The following is a 15,625-nucleotide window of genomic DNA, read 5'->3' as shown; positions in this document are numbered from 1 at the left end:
ATCCGGTCACACGCTGTCGGGCTTGATTGCAATCTGGCTGACATAGGACATGAAGCCAAAGAACCTGTCGGCCTCAACCCGCCGCCGTGCCTCATGCTTCAGCGCCTCGGCCGTTTCCGGGAACAGGAGGCCGGTTTCCACCATCCGATCCGCGCCCCTGCTGATCACGGTCATGAAATAGGTGGCCTCACCTTCAGCGACATAGCCGTGCCCTTGCCGCGGCCCGAGCGCAAACCCCGTACCCGTCAGGATCTCGGTGATCTGGCGCATGATCCACAGGTTCGTCACGTTCTGGTTGATCATGAAGCGGATGATCTGATCCAGCGGATCATAATCCGCAATCTGCGCGGTGGCGGTATCGTAATCCCCGTCACAGATCACCAGCTTTCCGCCGGGCTTCAGAACCCGAAACGCCTCGGCAACAACCTCTTGCGGCTCGGGAACATGGCAGAGCAGCGTATGCATCAGGACAAGATCAACCGAGGCATCGGGCAACTCGGTCCGCTTGGCGTCCCCTGTTTCAAAGCGCAATCGGTGATCATCGGCAAAATGCGCCTGCGCCCGCGCGACCATGACCGGCGACGGCTCGATACCAAGCGCCCGCGCGGCCCCGGCCAGGGTAACCAGATCGCGGGTCACATGACCGGTTCCTGATCCGAACTCGACAGCGAAGGCATCTGCGGGCAGGGAAAGCCCGCTCATATAGGCTTGTCGGATCGCGATCTGGGCCGGTTCCAGACAGCGCGCCTCCATCGCGTCTGCGATCAGGGCCTGAGTGCTCTGGTTCTGTGCGGCAAGGTTTGAATAAGGGTCTGACATATCCCGCTGTCCGATTGTTCGCTCGCGAAGTGTAGCAAATATCGCGCGCGTCTACAGAATAACCCACACGTGAGAAGGCGGGGTCAGACATCCAATCACGTAAAATGCGCACGCTTGTGCGCTGGATTGGCTACAGAATTCAAACAACTGAACATGCCGGATGCGTGCGCGTTGACTTAAGACGCAGCTCAAATACTCCTTTTCTCAATAACAACAAAATACGCGACGGGGGATCCGACGGATATGAATACAGCCTACACACCCAGGTTTCTCGCCTGGTTAATAATCACGTTTTTCTTGGTTTTTCGCTCAGCATCAGCCGCAGAATGGGTCGTTGGCTTTGGCGCCGACGATCTGTTCGACAGCGACGGTGATCCGGCTGTCGCGGGATTGGTCGAAGTTCACACAAATCCGTTTTTGGACAGACCAAGATTCAATCTAACAGGTATGGCGACATTATTGGTGGATAGTGAGCGAGATGTGTTTGCCGGGGTCGGCGTGCATTCCGTGTGGAGCTTTCCAAACAGCCGCTTCTTTCTCGAGGGAAGTTTTGCAGCAGGAGGCTTCAATCAGGGCGGCGATTCACCGCCACGCAAGGAAACCGATTCCTTCCTTTACCGCACCTCAATAGGCTTCGGCAGGCATCTGAGCGAGATCAGCAGGCTGTCGCTGACGCTGGACCACCTCTTCAATAACGACTTCAAGAATTACGAACCCGGCAGCGAGTCGATCTTGCTGCGCTATTCCAGAGGATTCTGAAACAGGAAATGAAAAAAGGCCGCGCAACCCGCGCGGCCTTTCGAAATTCCTCGGATCTGGCGAAGATCAGTTCTTCGCGTAGAATTCCACAACCAGGTTCGGCTCCATCATCACCGGATAAGGCACATCGCCCAGGCCGGGTGCGCGCACGAAGGTGGCGGTCATTTTCGAGTGATCAACGTCGATGTAATCGGGCACGTCACGCTCGGCCAGACCAGCGGCTTCCAACACGATGGCCAGTTGCTTGGACTTGTCGCGCACTTCGATGACGTCGCCTTCCTTGACCCGGTAGGACGGGATGTTGACGCGCTGGCCGTTCACCTTGACGTGGCCGTGGTTCACGAACTGGCGGGCAGCAAAGACGGTCGGCACGAACTTGGCGCGGTAGACGACGGCGTCCAGACGACGCTCCAGCAGACCGATCAGGTTTTCACCGGTATCGCCAGTCACACGCACGGCATCGGCATAGATGCGGCGGAACTGCTTTTCGGTCAGGTCGCCATAGTAGCCCTTGAGCTTCTGCTTGGCGCGCAGCTGGATACCGAAATCGCTCAGCTTGCCCTTGCGGCGCTGACCGTGCTGGCCGGGGCCGTACTCGCGGCGGTTGACGGGGGATTTGGGGCGGCCCCAAATGTTTTCGCCCATGCGGCGGTCGATTTTGTGCTTGGCAGACGTGCGTTTGGTCACGGCTGATCTCCTTCTTTGGGTCGAGGTCCGGATGGACCACTATGAAGGGCGTTGTCCTCTTGGGTCTGACCCCATGACAGGCATCCCCTTGCGGGGGCCACCAACACCAATGAAGCCGCGCTTATAGAGATGCCATGGGGCGAGTCAACCGTGTTTTTTGCACCAGTCGGCGCGCGGCGGGTCAGAGCAGCAGCCCGGTCGGGCCGCTCATGTCCAGCCCCGGGAACACCGTGCGTTCCAGCGTGGTTCGGTCCAGCCCCGCCACACCCTGCAACACGCCCGCAACATAAGCCCTGAGATCGGCGGTGGGCATCAGATCGCGCCGGTCCAGCAACGCGCTTTCCTGCAGACCCAGCCAATCGCCCAGCACCTGACCACCGCGCACCGCGCCACCGGCAAAAAGCAGCGCGCCGCCGGTGCCGTGATCGGTGCCGCCAGTGCCGTTCTGGCGCACGGTGCGGCCGAACTCGGTCATGGCCAGCACAACGGTCTTGCCCCAGACCGGCGCGCCCAGCTCGCGCTTGAGCGTCAGGATGGTCTGCGACAGCCGCTTCAGCGCCCGGGTCAGCCCTTTGGTCTGCGCCCGGTGGGTATCCCAACCGTTAAGCGAAAAGCCGACGACCCGCGCTTCGCCGCGCAGTTGTTCGGCGGCATAGCTGGCGATGTTCACATGTTCTGGCGGGCGGCGCTTGCCTTTGGTGGGATCATCCATGCCGGCCCCGCCCTCCTGCCCGTCCCCCATCAGCGCCATGGCCTGCGCATACGCCCCATGGAACAACGGGTCTTCGGCCATCATCTGTTCGGCAAGCAGGGCGGCCTGCGGGCTGAGGGACAAGGCGGTATCGGGGTACCAGTCGGTCACCGAGGTCTCACCTGCCAACAGCTTCATCTCGCCATGACCCAGCGCGAAACCGGTGCGCGCCGACGCTCCGGGCACCTGTCCCAAGGCCCGGTTCAGCCAACCGCCCGCCACATCGCCCAGCCCCATGCTGCCCGCTTCCAGCAGGTCCTGACCGTCAAAATGGCTGCGCTTGTCGCGATAGGGCGTCGCAACCGCCTGCACCGCGCCCAACTCGCCTGCCCGCCAGAGCGGCAGCAGCGGTTGCAGCCCCGGATGCAGTGCATAGAATCCGTCCAGGTCGATCACAGTATCTTCCCGCCGCAACAGCCCCGTCCGCGCCTTGGCATAATCGGGATCGCCAAGGGGGCGCACCACGTCCAGCGCGTCCATGCCGCCGCGCAGGATGATCACCACCAGCCTTGTATCCCAGGGGGCGGCGGCGAAGCTGACGCGGGTCAGCAGAGGGCTGGCCGCAGCCGAGCAGCCAACAAGAGCCGATCGGGTCAGAAAGCCACGCCGTGTCAGATCAGGTGTCATCGCATGCCCTCTCCTATCGCCTCTGAAACGTTGGCGATGCCAGTATCAGGCCGACCCCTTCGGCCCGTGTTTCCGCAGCCTGCGCCGCAAACCGGACCGATGCGGGCGCATATGAGCCCAGCGCATCCCACTGGAACCGCCTCGGGTCGGGCAGGTCGCCAACCAGTTGCCGGGGCCGTGTCATAGCCCATGAGATCCGGCTCGCCAGCCCCTGCGGCGTGACCCAGGCGGCATCCTCTTCGGGCCAGCCATCCGGCCCGTCAGGTTCCATCCAGCGCTGTCCCATCCCGGTCAGCGGCCGCCCTATCCGGCGGCGCAACCGGCCGGGGCGGTCCAAATCCAGCATTTTGGGGCGCAAATGCAGTGCCCGACAGGCCGAGGCCACGAAATCGGCGGGGGGCTTCACATTCATCAGCGCGGGCTGCCAGGCCGCCGGGTGTTCCAGCAACGCGCCATAAACCGTCAGCAGATGGCCGTCGCTTTCACGATAGCGCCGCGCCACATGCGCGACCAGATCGGGGTCGGGCCGGTCCGAAACAAAATGCACCACCAGCTTGCGGGCAATATGGCGGGCGGTATCGGGATGAACCGACAGATCGCGCAGGAACTCCAGCACCGGAGACAGCGACGCCTGCGCACCGCCATAGACCTGACCCAGAACCGTCTCGCCCCCGGGTTGGGCAAAGTCGGCCCGGTAGCGGAACCCACCCGCCCAGTCAAAGCTCAACCCGGCGAACAGCTCGGCCAGGGCGCGGATATCATCCTGTGTATAGGCGCCATCGACGCCCATGGTGTGCAATTCCAGCACCTCACGCGCGAGGTTCTCATTCAGACCCCGGCCCGGCCTTTTCCTGGCAATCGGGCTATCGGGGCCAACTGAATAGGCCTGATCGAGATATTGCAGCATCAGCGGATGGGTAGTGACGGAAATCAGCAAATCCGAGAAATACCCGGTCATGTTCGGGCGGATCGCCTGTTCCACATATGGCAGGCCGGAAAACCTGATCGCACCGTTCTTGCCACGCGCGGTGAAATGATCGGCCCAGAAAAACGCCAGCCGTTCGTGCAAGCCGGTGCGGGTATCGGTCCAGCGCATCAGCGTATGGGCAAACCAGACCGAGGCGTCGCGCCGGGCCTGATTGCGCGTCGCGTCAATCCGGTCGCGCAGCGTGCCTTTCGCCTCGCGCCCATTGGCCTTGCGATGCGCCTTCCAGAGCGCGGCAAGGTCGATCATCCGATCCTGGAACCGGTCAAACGGTTCGATAGGATAGGTCCGGGCCATCTCATCCGGCCCGGTTAGCCCGGCCAGCAGGTCGCTGACCGACCGCGGCGGAGGCACAATCGGAGACAACCCGCAACCAAACCGGATTGCTGCCAGTTCCGGGGAATATCGCATCCCTGCTCTCCTCAGATCACGGTGGGCCCAAGATCTAACATAAGGGTCCGGACCACCGAAATCACGCTCTCGAGAACATTAAACGCAGACCGGCGCGGTTTCCGTCGCGCGCCGGCAGAAGTTTGCGAACAGGCCGTGGTTATTCCTGCGGGATCACGCGCAGGCCCAGTTCCATCAATTGGTCGCTGGTGGGTTCGGAGGGGGCCGACATCATCAGATCCTCGGCGCGCTGGTTCATCGGGAACATGATGACCTCGCGGATGTTGGCCGTATCGGCTAACAGCATCACGATCCGGTCGATGCCCGCCGCGCAGCCACCATGGGGCGGTGCGCCGTACTGGAAGGCGTTGACCATGCCGCCAAAGCGTTTTTCGACCTCGTCCTTGCCGTAGCCGGCGATCTCAAAGGCCTTGAACATGATCTCGGGCTTGTGGTTCCGGATCGCGCCGGAAACCAGCTCATAACCATTGCAGGACAGGTCATACTGGTAGCCCAGCACCTTGAGCGGGTCTCCCTCCAGCGCCGCCATCCCGCCTTGGGGCATCGAGAACGGGTTGTGTTCAAAGTCGATCTTGCCGCTCTCTTCGTCCTGTTCGTAGATCGGGAAATCGACGATCCAGGCGAAGGCGAAACGATCTGTGTCGGTGAGGTTCAATTCGGCGCCAATCACATCGCGCGCCTTGCCCGCGACCTTTTCAAAGGCTTTCGGCTTGCCGCCCAGGAAGAAGGCCGCATCGCCCACGCCCAGACCCAGCTGCTGGCGGATCGCTTCGGTGCGTTCGGGGCCGATGTTCTTGGCCAGCGGCCCTGCGGCCTCCATCCCTTCGCCCTGATCGCGCCAGAAGATATAGCCCATGCCCGGAAGGCCCTCGGCTTGCGCGAATTTGTTCATCCGGTCGCAGAACTTGCGGCTGCCACCGGTGGGTGCAGGTATGGCGCGAATCTCGGTGCCGTCCTGTTCCAGCAGCTTGGCGAAGATGGCAAAGCCCGAGCCGCGGAAATGGTCGGAACAATCCTGCATCTTGATCGGGTTGCGCAGGTCGGGCTTGTCGGTGCCATACCAGAGCGCGGCGTCCCGATAGGAAATCTGCGGCCAGTCCTGATCGACCTTTTTGCCTTCGCCGAACTCTTCGAACACGCCCTGCAGCACCGGCTGGATGGTGTCGAACACGTCCTGCTGTTCGACAAAGGACATCTCAAGATCAAGCTGGTAGAAGTCAGTCGGCGAGCGGTCGGCGCGCGGGTCTTCGTCGCGGAAACACGGCGCGATCTGGAAATATTTGTCAAAGCCCGAGACCATGATCAGCTGCTTGAACTGCTGCGGGGCCTGCGGCAGCGCATAGAACTTGCCCGGATGCAGGCGTGAGGGCACCAGAAAGTCGCGCGCGCCTTCGGGGCTGGAGGCGGTGATGATCGGCGTCTGATATTCGCGGAACCCCTTGTCCCACATGCGGCGGCGCATCGAGGCCACCACATCCGAGCGCAGGGTCATGTTGGCCTGCATCGCCTCGCGGCGCAGGTCAAGGTAGCGATAGCGCAGGCGGGTTTCTTCGGGGTATTCCTGATCTCCGAACACCATCAGCGGGAGCTCAGCCGCATCCCCCAGCACTTCGATGTCGCGGATGAAGACCTCGATCTCGCCGGTTGCGATCTTGGGGTTGATCAGGCTCTCGTCGCGCGCTTTCACGTTGCCGTCGATGCGGATACACCATTCCGAGCGGACCTTTTCGATCTCGGCAAACACCGGACTGTCGGGGTCGGCCATCACCTGCGTCACGCCGTAATGGTCGCGCAGGTCGATGAACAGCAGCCCGCCGTGATCTCGCACCCGATGCACCCAGCCGGACAGGCGAACGGTATCGCCCACATTGGCGGCGGTCAGCTCGTTGCAGGTGTGGCTGCGATAGACATGCATCGGTGAAATCCCTTCGGGCGCTTAAACGGTCGCGCCGATACACCCCGGCTTGCGCGGGAAGTCAAGGGAGCACGGGGCGGAACAGGCTCAAAACGGGCGCACCACGTTTCCGGAATAGAAATAGACCCCCATCCCCACCGCAAACAGAATGTTCCCGGCAACCGCATGCAGCAGCATCGCATAGACAAACGAACCGCGCCGTCGGTAGGCCCAGGAGAACAAAAGCCCGCCCGCGAAGGTCATCAGGGCGACCACCCAGCTCCAATACATCAGATGCGCGAAAGAGAAGATCGCGGCATTCAGCAGGTCGGCACGCGGACCCTCGGGCAGGATCGCGGCGTAGCGGCGAAAGAACAGCGGCCGGAACAGCAGTTCCTGCGGCAGGGCCGAGACCAGCGGGTAGGCAAGCCAGATCACCGCCAGCAATTCCGGCCGCTGGCGCAGCAGGAAAAACGCCGCCTCGGGGCGCAGGACGTAGATCAGCCCGGTACACAGCGCCAGCATCAGCACCGCAAACAGCGCCAACTCGCGCCAGGTCCAGTTGCGCCAGCCATGCCACAACTCGGCCCATTGGAAGCCCGGTGTGAAATGCAACAGGCCAAGGCCCAACCCGGTGAAGGCAAAAAGCGCCTGGAACATCATGGTTGGCGGCAGCAGCACCGCGATGACGATCGGCGCAGCCAGAAAGAAGAGGCCAAACTCGGCCTTCAGACGTCGGTTGGTCGGCGTGTTGTAGAGGGACAGATCTTCAAACACTCTCAACCAGCTCCACCTGGATCAGCCCCCGCAGGGAATTGCCTATCATTATGCGCTTTGCCGAGGCTAACCCGTCAAGCTTCACAATCTGTTCCCGCGCTTCGCCCTTTGTGAGCATCTCCTGCCGCAGGATGCCGGGTAGCAGACCGCTGGACAACGGCGGCGTGATGACCTCGCCTGTTTGCAGCGTCACGAAGAGATTGGTGATGGTGCCCTCGCAAAGCTCGCCGTTTGTATTCAGGAACAGCCACTCGTCCACCCCGTCGGGCAGCGCTGCACGGGCTTGGTCGTACAGCGCGCGCCGCGTGGTCTTGTGCCGAAGCCAGGGGTCCTTTGGGTCAAGACGCTCGGGTGCGAGGGCGACCCGCCAAAGATCGGGCGAAGGCGTCAACACAGCGGTGGTCAGTTCGAACCGACCCTGCGCATCCAGCGTCAAACGGCAGCGCAACGGCACCGCCCCGCCCGCGCCTTTCAGGCAGGCAATCGCAGCCTCCCGGTCAAAACCCACGCCGAGCGCTTGCGCCGAACCCGCCACGCGGTCCAGATGCAACTCCAGCCGGTTGAAACCGTGCTCGGGGTGATAGCCCAGCGTTTCGATCAAGCGGAAATCAGGCTCAGCTGGGTGGCGAAGCGGGCTTTCCATAGCGCCTCCTCATATTCCGAGGCGCTGGTGCTGTCCCAGACCACACCGCCGCCCACATTCAGGGTCACAGCGCCATCTTCGACCATCGGCGTGCGGATCGCCACGTTGAATTCCGAGCGCCCGTCCGGCGCGGCCCAGCCAATGGTGCCGCAATAGATGTCGCGCGGCCAAGGTTCCAGATCGCGCAGGATCTCCATCGCCTTGATCTTGGGCGCCCCGGTGATCGAGCCACAGGGAAACAGCGCCCGCAGGATGTCGGACAATTGCACATCGGGTTGCAGCTGCGCCCGCACCAGCGAGGTCATCTGATGCACCGTGGCGTAGCTCTCTACATGGAACAGTTCCGGCACCTTCACCGTACCCGGCACAGAAACCCGGCTGATGTCGTTGCGCAAGAGGTCCACGATCATCAGGTTCTCGGCGCGGTTCTTGGCGTCCCCGGCCAGAAAAACGCGGCTACGTTCATCCTCTTCCGGATCAACGCTGCGCGGCTGGGTGCCCTTCATCGGGCGGGTCTCGATCACGCCCGCTTCATCGGTGCGAAAGAACAGCTCGGGCGAACGGCTGAGCAGATCAGGCAGCCCGTCCTGCGTGACCAAAGCACCGTGCAAAACCGGCTGAACGCCGCACAACGCCGAATAGAGCGCAGCGGTTTCTCCGTCGATCTCCAGATCGATCGGAAAGGTCAGATTGGCCTGATAGATGTCGCCCGCACCGATTGCTGCGTGTACGCGGTCAAAGGCGTGCAGATAGCGGGCCTCGTCCCAGCGCGGGTTCGGCTGCGAGAGCGACGCGCCGGGCATCTGCGCATCCTGCACTTCGGGCGCGTCATAGACACCAAAGCACAAAAGCGGCAACCGCCGTCCCTCGGGCAGCAGCGGCGCAAGACAGGGTTCCAGCACATAGCCAAGCTCATAACTGGCATAACCCGCCAGCCATCCACCCGATGCGCGCGCGGCATCTATGCGTGCCAACGCCGCGGGGACATCCGCCGCCGCATCCGCGCGGATCACCTCACTGGCGGAGGTAAACGCCGTGCCCGGACCAGCCGGACCCTGATCAAAGCGTATGTCCACATCCAGCCCCGTGTCAGAGAGGTTCGGATATAGCGCAACGACAGAAAACTAGAAGGGGGAAAGCGGCAGGTTGTCACCAGTTTCCGATACCCCTTGCACCTTTTCGCGCGCTCCCTATAACGCAGGACAATTTGGGCGCAGGCGTGTGCCCGTTGAACAGCGACATCACAGGGGTTTGGGCCATGCCGAAGAGAACCGACATCCAGTCGATCATGATCATCGGGGCGGGCCCCATTGTCATCGGCCAGGCCTGCGAGTTCGACTATTCCGGCGCTCAGGCCTGCAAAGCCTTGCGCGAGGAAGGCTACCGGGTTGTTCTGGTGAACTCGAACCCCGCCACGATCATGACCGACCCCGGTCTGGCCGACGCCACCTATATCGAGCCGATCACGCCCGAAGTGGTCGCCAAGATCATCGAGAAAGAACGCCCCGACGCGCTGCTGCCCACCATGGGCGGGCAGACCGGGCTCAACACCTCGCTGGCGCTGGAAGAGATGGGCGTGCTGGAAAAATTCGGTGTCGAGATGATCGGCGCGACCCGCGACGCCATCGAAATGGCCGAGGATCGCAAACTGTTCCGCGAAGCGATGGACCGGCTGGGCATCGAAAACCCCAAGGCCACCATCGTCACCGCCCCCAAGAAAGAAGACGGCAGCACCGATCTGGATGCGGGCGTGCAGATCGCCCTTGGCGAATTGGAGGGCATCGGCCTGCCCGCCATCATCCGCCCCGCTTTCACCATGGGCGGCACCGGCGGTGGCGTGGCTTATAACCGCGAGGATTTTATCCATTTCTGCCGCACCGGCATGGATGCCTCGCCGGTGAACCAGATTCTGGTCGATGAAAGCCTGCTGGGCTGGAAAGAATTCGAGATGGAGGTGGTCCGCGACAAGGCCGACAATGCCATCATCGTCTGCTCCATCGAGAACATCGACCCGATGGGCGTGCATACCGGCGATTCGATCACCGTGGCCCCTGCCCTGACGCTGACCGACAAGGAATACCAGATCATGCGCAACGGCTCGATCGCCGTCCTGCGCGAGATCGGCGTCGAGACCGGCGGATCGAACGTGCAATGGGCGATCAACCCAGATGATGGCCGGATGGTCGTGATCGAGATGAACCCGCGTGTGTCGCGCTCTTCGGCGCTGGCCTCCAAGGCGACCGGCTTCCCGATTGCCAAGATCGCCGCCAAGCTGGCGGTGGGCTATACGCTGGATGAGCTGGACAATGACATCACCAAGGTCACGCCCGCCTCGTTCGAGCCGACCATCGACTATGTGGTCACCAAGATCCCGAAATTCGCGTTTGAGAAATTCCCCGGCGCCGAGCCTTACCTGACCACTGCGATGAAATCGGTGGGCGAGGCGATGTCCATTGGCCGCACCATCCACGAATCATTGCAAAAAGCGCTGGCCTCGATGGAATCGGGCCTGACCGGCTTTGATGAGGTGGAAATCCCCGGCCTGACTGTAGGCGTTTGGGAGGAAGCCTCGGACAGCCCCGATTCCAAGGCGGCCGTCATCAAGGCGATCAGCCAGCAGACACCCGACCGGCTGCGCACCATTGCTCAAGCCATGCGCCACGGGCTGAGCGATGACGAAATCTTTGGCGTCACCAAGTTTGACCCCTGGTTCCTGGCCCGCATCCGCGAGATCATCGAGGCCGAGGCGCAGATCAGGCGCAACGGCCTGCCGGCGACCGAAGAGGGCCTGCGCGCGCTCAAGATGCTGGGCTTTACCGATGCGCGTCTGGGCGCGCTCTCGGGGCGGGACGAAAACAACGTGCGCCGCGCCCGGCACAATCTGGGCGTTTCGGCTGTGTTCAAACGCATCGACACCTGCGCCGCCGAATTCGAGGCACAGACGCCATACATGTATTCCACCTATGAAGCGCCCATGATGGGCGAGGTGGAATGCGAAGCGCGGCCCAGCGATCGCAAGAAGGTGGTCATTCTGGGCGGCGGCCCGAACCGGATCGGTCAGGGAATCGAGTTCGACTATTGCTGCTGTCATGCCTGTTTCGCGCTGACCGATGCGGGTTATGAGACCATCATGGTCAACTGCAACCCCGAGACCGTGTCGACCGATTATGACACTTCGGACCGCCTGTATTTCGAACCGCTGACATTTGAGCACGTCATGGAAATCCTGACCAAGGAACAGGAAAACGGCACTCTGCACGGCGTGATCGTTCAGTTCGGCGGCCAGACCCCGCTGAAACTGGCCAATGCGCTGGAGGCCGAAGGCATCCCGATCCTGGGCACCACCCCGGACGCCATCGACCTGGCCGAAGACCGCGAACGCTTTCAGGCGCTGGTCAATGATCTGGAGCTGAAGCAGCCCAGAAACGGTATCGCATCGACCGACGAACAAGCGCTTGCGATTGCCGAAGAAATCGGCTTCCCGCTGGTGATCCGCCCGTCCTATGTGCTGGGTGGCCGGGCGATGGAAATCGTGCGCGACATGGCGCAGCTGGAGCGTTACATCAGCGAGGCCGTGGTGGTCTCGGGCGACAGTCCGGTGCTGCTTGACAGCTATCTGGCGGGTGCAGTTGAGCTGGACGTGGATGCGATCTGCGATGGCACCGATGTGCATGTCGCGGGCATCATGCAGCATATCGAAGAGGCAGGCGTGCACTCGGGCGATTCGGCCTGTTCCCTGCCACCTTATTCCCTGTCGAAAGAGATCATCGAGCGGGTCAAGGAACAGGCCTTCAAACTGGCCAAGGCGCTGAATGTCGTGGGTCTGATGAATGTTCAGTTTGCCATCAAGGACGATGAGATCTACCTGATCGAGGTCAACCCCCGCGCCTCGCGCACCGTGCCGTTTGTGGCCAAGGCCACCGACAGCGCCATTGCATCCATCGCCGCGCGGGTGATGGCGGGCGAGCCGCTCAGCACCTTCCCGATGCGCCCGCCCTACAAGGCGGTGGACGACACCAAAATTGCCGATCAGATGACGCTGGCCGATCCCAACATGCCGTGGTTCTCGGTGAAAGAGGCGGTGCTGCCTTTTGCCCGCTTCCCCGGCGTCGATACCATCCTCGGCCCCGAGATGCGCTCGACCGGCGAGGTCATGGGCTGGGACCGCGACTTCCCCCGCGCCTTCCTCAAGGCGCAGATGGGGGCGGGCATGGTGCTGCCGTCCTCGGGCTGTGCCTTTATCTCGATCAAGGATGCCGACAAGGGCCCGGACATGCTGGACGCCACTAAAGTGCTTGTGGAACAGGGCTTTACGCTGGTTGCAACCCGCGGGACGCAAAGCTGGCTGGATGGTCACGGCGTGCCCTGCGATGTGGTCAACAAGGTCTATGAAGGCCGCCCCGATGTCACCGACATGATGAAGAACGGTGGTGTGCAACTGGTGATGAATTCGACCGAGGGCACACAGGCAGTCGAGGATTCCAAGTCGATCCGATCCATCGCGCTTTATGACAAGATCCCTTATTTCACCACTGCCGCAGCGTCCCACGCCGCCGCACTGGCGATCCGCGCGCAGGCGGAGGGGGATGTCGAGGTGAAATCGCTGCAGATGTGATCGCGCCTAGACGGTATCCCGGCGCGGCAGCCCGGCCTGCGCCGGAGGTCGCTCGCGGATGAACATCACCATCGCCGCAAGTCCGATCATCGCAAAGGGGACGCAGGCGAGAAAGACCCAGTTGGAGACGGCGGCAGCGGTGCCCTCGCGCTGCAATTCCAGAAACCCGCTGGCATTCGCCACCATGCCGATGCAAACCGCGCCCAGCGCGTAGCCCGTGCGTTGCACCGTCGGGATCGCGCCCGAAACGCGCTGTACCTCGCCGGGTGGTGCCAGCGCCGTGCAGCGGCGCAGGATGAAGGTCCAGGCCATCCCGAACCCGCCCCCTTCCAACGCGGCTATCATCGCGATCAACCAGAGCGGGCCGCGCGGCACCGCATAAAGGAAGCCGGGGATGCTCAGGCAGACAAGGATCACCCCCAGAGTAATAAAGAGCCGGTCATAGCGTTCGGGCGAGCCGCTGACCAGAATCGCTGCCAGCGTCCAGCCAACCGAAGAACAGACGATGATATAGCCCACCGCAAGCGGCGCGGCATCGTGGATCGCGGTGATCAGCAACGGACCAAAGGCGGTGATCGCGATCGTGGCCATCGACAGGCACAGGATCATCAAGAGCGCCGCTCCGGTCGGGTGGCGCGGGTCGATCGGAGCCAGCGGCAGCAACCGGGTCTCGGCGGCGCGCCCGTCCAGCCACAGAAACGCGGCCAGGCAGCTCAGCCCCGCGACCATCAGCGCAGGCGTGCGCAGGGCACCGATCTCGACCCCCGCCGAAGCAACCAGGACGACGCCCGCCGACAACAGCGCCAGACGTTTGAGAGGGAACCGCCCCGGCGCATCCGCACCGCGCGCGGCTTCCGGTTCCGGCCGCAGCGTGATCCAGAGCGCCAATGCGACGGCCTGCAGACCAAAAAACGCAAACCCCCAGCGCCAGCTGGCATATTCCACAAAGATCGCCGCGATCAGCGGCCCGATGAAGGCCGACACCCCCCAGAGCGTGGAAATGGCCGCCATGACCCGCGCCACATGGCTGCGCGGAAAGATCACGCCCGCCGCGACAAAACCCAGCGCCACCAGCCCGCCGCCGCCCAGCCCCTGCAACAGACGGCCTGTCAGCAGCAACGGCATGGTCGGGCTGAGCGCGCTGACAAGACAGCCCGCAGCAAAAAGCGACGCGGCGCAGATCATCGGCCTGCGCAGCCCGTGGCGCATGGCCAGCAGGGCGCTTGCACTGCCTGCGATGATCGACCCGATTTCATATAGCGACACCGACCAGCCCACCAGCGCGGCACCGCCGACCTCAGCCACGATGGCGGGCAGCATGGTCGCGACCATCAGGCTGTCAGCGGCATGCAACCAGACCGACAGGCAGATCAACGCCAGCGCGGCGGTATAAGGCCCGGTCAACAGCGCGCGCCAGGTCACACCGCCCGAAGCGGGAGAATCAGGGGGTTCGGACAGGTCGGTCATGGTCTTCTCCGCGTGACTATGACCTTGCTACGACCTCAAGTCTGGTTGAGGTCAAGCCTTTCCTGCCCCCAACCCGCTAGTCCTCGGCTATCGGCTTGGCCAGCGTCCCCGGCACTGCGCCGTGGCGGTTGCGCACGTAAAGCTGGGCCAGCGCCGCCGACATCACCCGCGCGATGACGCCATCGGCCCGGCTGGTCAGCATGATCGGCACCCGCGCGCCCAACACCAGACCGGCACAGCCCGCGCCTGCCAGATAGGTCAACTGCTTGGCGATCATATTGCCCGCCTCCAAATCGGGAGCGACAAGAATATCCGCCTGCCCCGCCACCGACGAAACAATCCCTTTGGCTTCGGCCGCCTCGGGCGAGATCGCATTGTCAAAGGCCAGCGGCCCGTCCAGCGCGCCGCCTTTGATCTGGCCACGATCCGCCATCTTGCACAGCGCCGCCGCCTCGACCGTCGAGGGGATTTTCTCGGTCACCGTTTCCACCGCCGACAGAATCGCGACCTTGGGCACGTCAATGCCCAACGACTGCGCCAGCGAGACCGCGTTGCGGATGATATCCGCCTTGGTTTCAAGATCGGGAAAGATATTGATCGCCGCATCGGTCACCAGCAGCGGCCTTGGATAGCGCGAGACATCCAGCACGAAGACATGGCTCATCCGTCGTTCGGTGCGCAGCCCGGTTTTCGAATGAACGACCGCGCCCATGATCTCGTCGGTGTGCAGCGCGCCCTTCATCAATGCCTCGACCTTGCCTTCGCGCACCAGTTCAACCGACCGTTCGGCGGCGGCATGGCTGTGGGGCACATCCTCGATTTCGATCCCGGTCAGATCAATGCCCGCCTCAGTTGCCGCCGCCTCGATCCGGGCGCGCGGGCCAACCAGTACCGGCTCGATCAGCGTTTCCGCGCGCGATTGCATCGCGCCTTCAAGCGAATGTTCGTCACAGGGATGCACGATTGCGGTGCGGATCGGGTCATGTGGCCGCGAGCGTTGCAGAAGCGCCTCAAAACAGGGCATGTTCTGCCCGCTCAACAGCTTGCTTGGCGCGTGTGTGGTGTTGGGGGTAGCTGTCATTGTCATCGCATTCTCTCTGCGCTGATGGGGTGAATCGTCGCCAGCCTAGGCCCGTTTGGCGCATGTGTGCAGAGCCAAATGACCCAATCGGTCAAGATGACGCGGCGCA

Annotated in this window: 12 protein-coding genes; 2 read left to right on the top strand and 10 right to left on the bottom strand. The window is 62.8% G+C overall.

From position 1 onward, the window contains the following. Nucleotides 1-6: 6 nt before the first annotated feature. Nucleotides 7-819, bottom strand: a complete 813-nt coding sequence (locus M3P21_RS07500; RefSeq protein ID WP_249708236.1) for a methyltransferase domain-containing protein — start codon at nt 817-819, stop codon at nt 7-9. Between the two features lie 243 nt (nt 820-1,062). Here M3P21_RS07500 and M3P21_RS07495 point away from each other — a divergent pair, with 243 nt between their 5' ends. Then, on the top strand, nt 1,063-1,578 hold the full coding sequence (locus tag M3P21_RS07495; RefSeq protein ID WP_249708234.1) for an acyloxyacyl hydrolase: 516 nt from the start codon (nt 1,063-1,065) through the stop codon (nt 1,576-1,578). Between the two features lie 66 nt (nt 1,579-1,644). On the opposite strand, the gene rpsD is transcribed toward M3P21_RS07495, so the two are convergent. From rpsD to M3P21_RS07460, 7 genes are all read right to left on the bottom strand, one after another. Beyond that, nucleotides 1,645-2,265 (bottom strand): 30S ribosomal protein S4, encoded by a 621-nt coding sequence (gene rpsD / locus M3P21_RS07490; protein ID WP_249708232.1) that lies wholly within the window; start codon nt 2,263-2,265, stop codon nt 1,645-1,647. Between the two features lie 181 nt (nt 2,266-2,446). Then, nucleotides 2,447-3,643 (bottom strand): DUF1501 domain-containing protein, encoded by a 1,197-nt coding sequence (locus M3P21_RS07485; RefSeq protein ID WP_249708218.1) that lies wholly within the window; start codon nt 3,641-3,643, stop codon nt 2,447-2,449. Between the two features lie 13 nt (nt 3,644-3,656). Next, a complete protein-coding gene (locus M3P21_RS07480) occupies nt 3,657-5,039 on the bottom strand; it encodes a DUF1800 domain-containing protein (RefSeq protein ID WP_249708216.1) in 1,383 nt (460 codons plus the stop codon). 139 nt (nt 5,040-5,178) lie between these two features. Beyond that, nucleotides 5,179-6,954, bottom strand: a complete 1,776-nt coding sequence (gene aspS / locus M3P21_RS07475; RefSeq protein ID WP_249708214.1) for an aspartate--tRNA ligase — start codon at nt 6,952-6,954, stop codon at nt 5,179-5,181. A gap of 87 nt (nt 6,955-7,041) precedes the next feature. Further along, entirely contained in the window at nt 7,042-7,710 is a 669-nt protein-coding gene (locus M3P21_RS07470; RefSeq protein WP_249708210.1) for a CPBP family intramembrane glutamic endopeptidase, read from the bottom strand. After that, the gene (locus M3P21_RS07465) at nt 7,703-8,353 is read right to left on the bottom strand and encodes an aminotransferase class IV family protein (protein ID WP_249708204.1); all 651 of its coding nucleotides are present in this window, start codon (nt 8,351-8,353) and stop codon (nt 7,703-7,705) included. The genes M3P21_RS07470 and M3P21_RS07465 overlap by 8 nt, the downstream gene beginning before the upstream one ends. Then, nucleotides 8,308-9,429 carry an aminodeoxychorismate synthase component I gene (locus M3P21_RS07460; RefSeq protein WP_249708193.1) on the bottom strand — a complete coding sequence of 374 codons (1,122 nt, stop codon included), beginning with the start codon at nt 9,427-9,429 and terminating at the stop codon, nt 8,308-8,310. Before M3P21_RS07460 ends, M3P21_RS07465 begins: the two co-directional genes overlap by 46 nt. Nucleotides 9,430-9,611: 182 nt before the next feature. On the opposite strand from M3P21_RS07460, the gene carB reads away from it, so the two are divergent. Next, nucleotides 9,612-12,968, top strand: a complete 3,357-nt coding sequence (gene carB / locus M3P21_RS07455) for a carbamoyl-phosphate synthase large subunit (protein WP_249708184.1) — start codon at nt 9,612-9,614, stop codon at nt 12,966-12,968. Between the two features lie 6 nt (nt 12,969-12,974). On the opposite strand, the gene M3P21_RS07450 is transcribed toward carB, so the two are convergent. Both M3P21_RS07450 and M3P21_RS07445 read right to left on the bottom strand, forming a co-directional pair. Then, the gene (locus tag M3P21_RS07450; RefSeq protein ID WP_249708179.1) at nt 12,975-14,435 is read right to left on the bottom strand and encodes an MFS transporter; all 1,461 of its coding nucleotides are present in this window, start codon (nt 14,433-14,435) and stop codon (nt 12,975-12,977) included. A 76-nt stretch (nt 14,436-14,511) separates the two neighbouring features. Next, entirely contained in the window at nt 14,512-15,522 is a 1,011-nt protein-coding gene (locus M3P21_RS07445) for a bifunctional enoyl-CoA hydratase/phosphate acetyltransferase (protein WP_249708176.1), read from the bottom strand. Between the last annotated feature and the right edge of the window lie 103 nt (nt 15,523-15,625).

Origin of the sequence: Ruegeria spongiae, assembly GCF_023502395.1 — a bacterium.
In the GTDB taxonomy this organism is placed as follows: Bacteria; Pseudomonadota; Alphaproteobacteria; order Rhodobacterales; family Rhodobacteraceae; genus Ruegeria_C; species Ruegeria_C spongiae.
The sequence above is the reverse complement of the archived record's forward strand: the minus strand, read 5'-3'. Positions and strand labels throughout refer to the sequence as shown.

Coding starts and splice junctions, on each gene's coding strand:
- M3P21_RS07485 (WP_249708218.1), bottom strand. CDS start 3,643: ATGACACCTGATCTGACACGGCGTGGCTTTCTGACCCGATCGGCTCTT.
- carB (WP_249708184.1), top strand. CDS start 9,612: ATGCCGAAGAGAACCGACATCCAGTCGATCATGATCATCGGGGCGGGC.
- M3P21_RS07495 (WP_249708234.1), top strand. CDS start 1,063: ATGAATACAGCCTACACACCCAGGTTTCTCGCCTGGTTAATAATCACG.
- M3P21_RS07445 (WP_249708176.1), bottom strand. CDS start 15,522: ATGACAATGACAGCTACCCCCAACACCACACACGCGCCAAGCAAGCTG.
- M3P21_RS07480 (WP_249708216.1), bottom strand. CDS start 5,039: ATGCGATATTCCCCGGAACTGGCAGCAATCCGGTTTGGTTGCGGGTTG.
- aspS (WP_249708214.1), bottom strand. CDS start 6,954: ATGCATGTCTATCGCAGCCACACCTGCAACGAGCTGACCGCCGCCAAT.
- M3P21_RS07500 (WP_249708236.1), bottom strand. CDS start 819: ATGTCAGACCCTTATTCAAACCTTGCCGCACAGAACCAGAGCACTCAG.
- M3P21_RS07465 (WP_249708204.1), bottom strand. CDS start 8,353: ATGGAAAGCCCGCTTCGCCACCCAGCTGAGCCTGATTTCCGCTTGATC.
- M3P21_RS07450 (WP_249708179.1), bottom strand. CDS start 14,435: ATGACCGACCTGTCCGAACCCCCTGATTCTCCCGCTTCGGGCGGTGTG.